The following is a 1,522-nucleotide window of genomic DNA, read 5'->3' on the forward strand; positions in this document are numbered from 1 at the left end:
TCACCACCGGCATCCTCGGCGGCTTCACGACCTTCTCCACCTTCTCGCTCGAAGCGGCGCTGCTGCACGAGCGCGGCCAGACGGCGCTGGCCGGCGGCTACGTGGCGGCCTCCGTGGTGCTGGGCATCGGCGCGCTGTTCCTGGGCATGGCGCTGGTGCGCTGGGGCCGGTAGCGGCGCGCCCGGCTAGGGGCGGCCTTGGAGGTGCGCCTGCGCGAGCGCGCCGACGAGGCGGCGGCCGGCGCTGCCGCCGCGCATCCACTCCTGCGGTGGGAACAGGTCGAACAGGCCGACCTTGAACAGCGTCGGCACCGCCAGCGCCATCGCCTCCTCGACGGCGCCCCGCTCGCCGGCGTCGTAGCGGCGCACGTTGTCCAGCAGCGCGGCCACCGTGCCGGTCTGCACGCGCGTGCCGTCCTTCAGCCGCACCGCGGGCAGCGTTTCGCCTTCGGCGACGACGGCGTGGTTGACGGCGGCCAGGGCGGCGGCACCGGATTCGGCGGAGGCATCTGTCATGGAAGTGTCTGGATGGGCGTGCTGTTGCCGGCAGTGTCGGATGCCCGGCGGATGGCCTGACAACACGGCCTGGCCGAAGAATGCTGAAATCCGGCCATGCAAGCTCGTGGCGTGTCTCCGAACCAGCATCTGCAGGCCTGGACCGAGCGGGCGGACGGCCCGCCTGTGGTGGCCGCGCGCGGCGGCGACTTCCGGCTGGGCACGCGCGAGACGGGCTGGCACCGCCATCGCTGCGGCCAGCTTTTCTGCGTGGATGCCGGCCTGGTGCATCTGCGGACCGCGCATGGCGCCTGGCTGCTGCCGCCCGGCCGCGCAGCCTGGGTGCCGCCGGGCGAGCGGCATGCCGCCAGCCTGCGCGCCGCGGCCGGCGGATGGACGGTGCTGGTCGCACCGGCGTTCGCGCAAAGCCTGCCGGGGCACGCCTGCGTGATGGGAGTGAGCGAACTGCTCGGCGCGCTGGTGCGGCGCGTGGCGCAGTGGACCTGGGCGCGGCGGCTGGATGCCCCGCAGCGCCGGGCGGTGTCCGTGCTGCTGGACGAACTGCGCCGCGCGCCGCAGGAGCCGCCGCACCTGCCCTTGCCGGCCGATCGGCGCCTGCTGCGCATCGCCCGCGCGGTGATCGCCGCGCCGGGCGACACGCGCAGCCTCGACGCATGGGCGGCCTTCGGCGGCTTGTCCGCGCGCACGCTCACGCGCCTGAGCCGCGCCGAACTGGGGATGAGCTTCGCGCAGTGGCGCCGGCAGGCCGGCCTGATGCACGCATTGGAACGGCTGGCGCAGGGCGACCCGGTGGGCGTGGTGGCCGACGCGCTGGGCTACGCCACGCCCAGCGCCTTCATCGCGATGTTCCGGCGCGCCTTCGGCGAAACGCCGGCGCGCTACGCCGCTCGCCACGCTGGCCGCGGCCCGTAGCGCAGCGGGCGTTCAGCCGCCCGCCCTGCCGGTCAGCAGTGCCTGCCGCTCCTGCACCACCCGGCGCAGGAACTCCCACACCGCCTGCATGCGCG

Annotated in this window: 3 protein-coding genes; 2 read left to right on the forward strand and 1 reads right to left on the reverse strand. The window is 75.1% G+C overall.

What is annotated here, in order from left to right; translation table 11 throughout:
• Nucleotides 1–11 precede the first annotated feature (11 nt).
• Complete coding sequence (locus tag ACIY1X_RS26360; protein ID WP_399686608.1) at nucleotides 12–173, forward strand: fluoride efflux transporter FluC; 162 nt, start codon at nucleotides 12–14, stop codon at nucleotides 171–173.
• Nucleotides 174–185: 12 nt separating this feature from the next.
• Here ACIY1X_RS26360 and ACIY1X_RS26365 read toward each other — a convergent pair whose 3' ends face one another.
• Complete coding sequence (locus ACIY1X_RS26365; protein ID WP_399686605.1) at nucleotides 186–515, reverse strand: hypothetical protein; 330 nt, start codon at nucleotides 513–515, stop codon at nucleotides 186–188.
• 96 nt (nucleotides 516–611) lie between these two features.
• Between ACIY1X_RS26365 and ACIY1X_RS26370 the strand changes: the two genes are divergently transcribed.
• The gene (locus tag ACIY1X_RS26370) at nucleotides 612–1,427 is read left to right on the forward strand and encodes an AraC family transcriptional regulator (RefSeq protein ID WP_399686607.1); all 816 of its coding nucleotides are present in this window, start codon (nucleotides 612–614) and stop codon (nucleotides 1,425–1,427) included.
• The last annotated feature ends 95 nt before the right edge of the window (nucleotides 1,428–1,522 follow it).

Source organism: Xenophilus sp. (assembly GCF_044462705.1).
Taxonomy (GTDB): Bacteria; Pseudomonadota; Gammaproteobacteria; order Burkholderiales; family Burkholderiaceae_C; genus Xenophilus; species Xenophilus azovorans.

Excerpts from the sequence above, each read along its gene's own strand:
- ACIY1X_RS26365 (WP_399686605.1), bottom strand. The coding sequence starts at position 515 with ATGACAGATGCCTCCGCCGAATCCGGTGCCGCCGCCCTGGCCGCCGTC.
- ACIY1X_RS26370 (WP_399686607.1), top strand. The coding sequence starts at position 612 with ATGCAAGCTCGTGGCGTGTCTCCGAACCAGCATCTGCAGGCCTGGACC.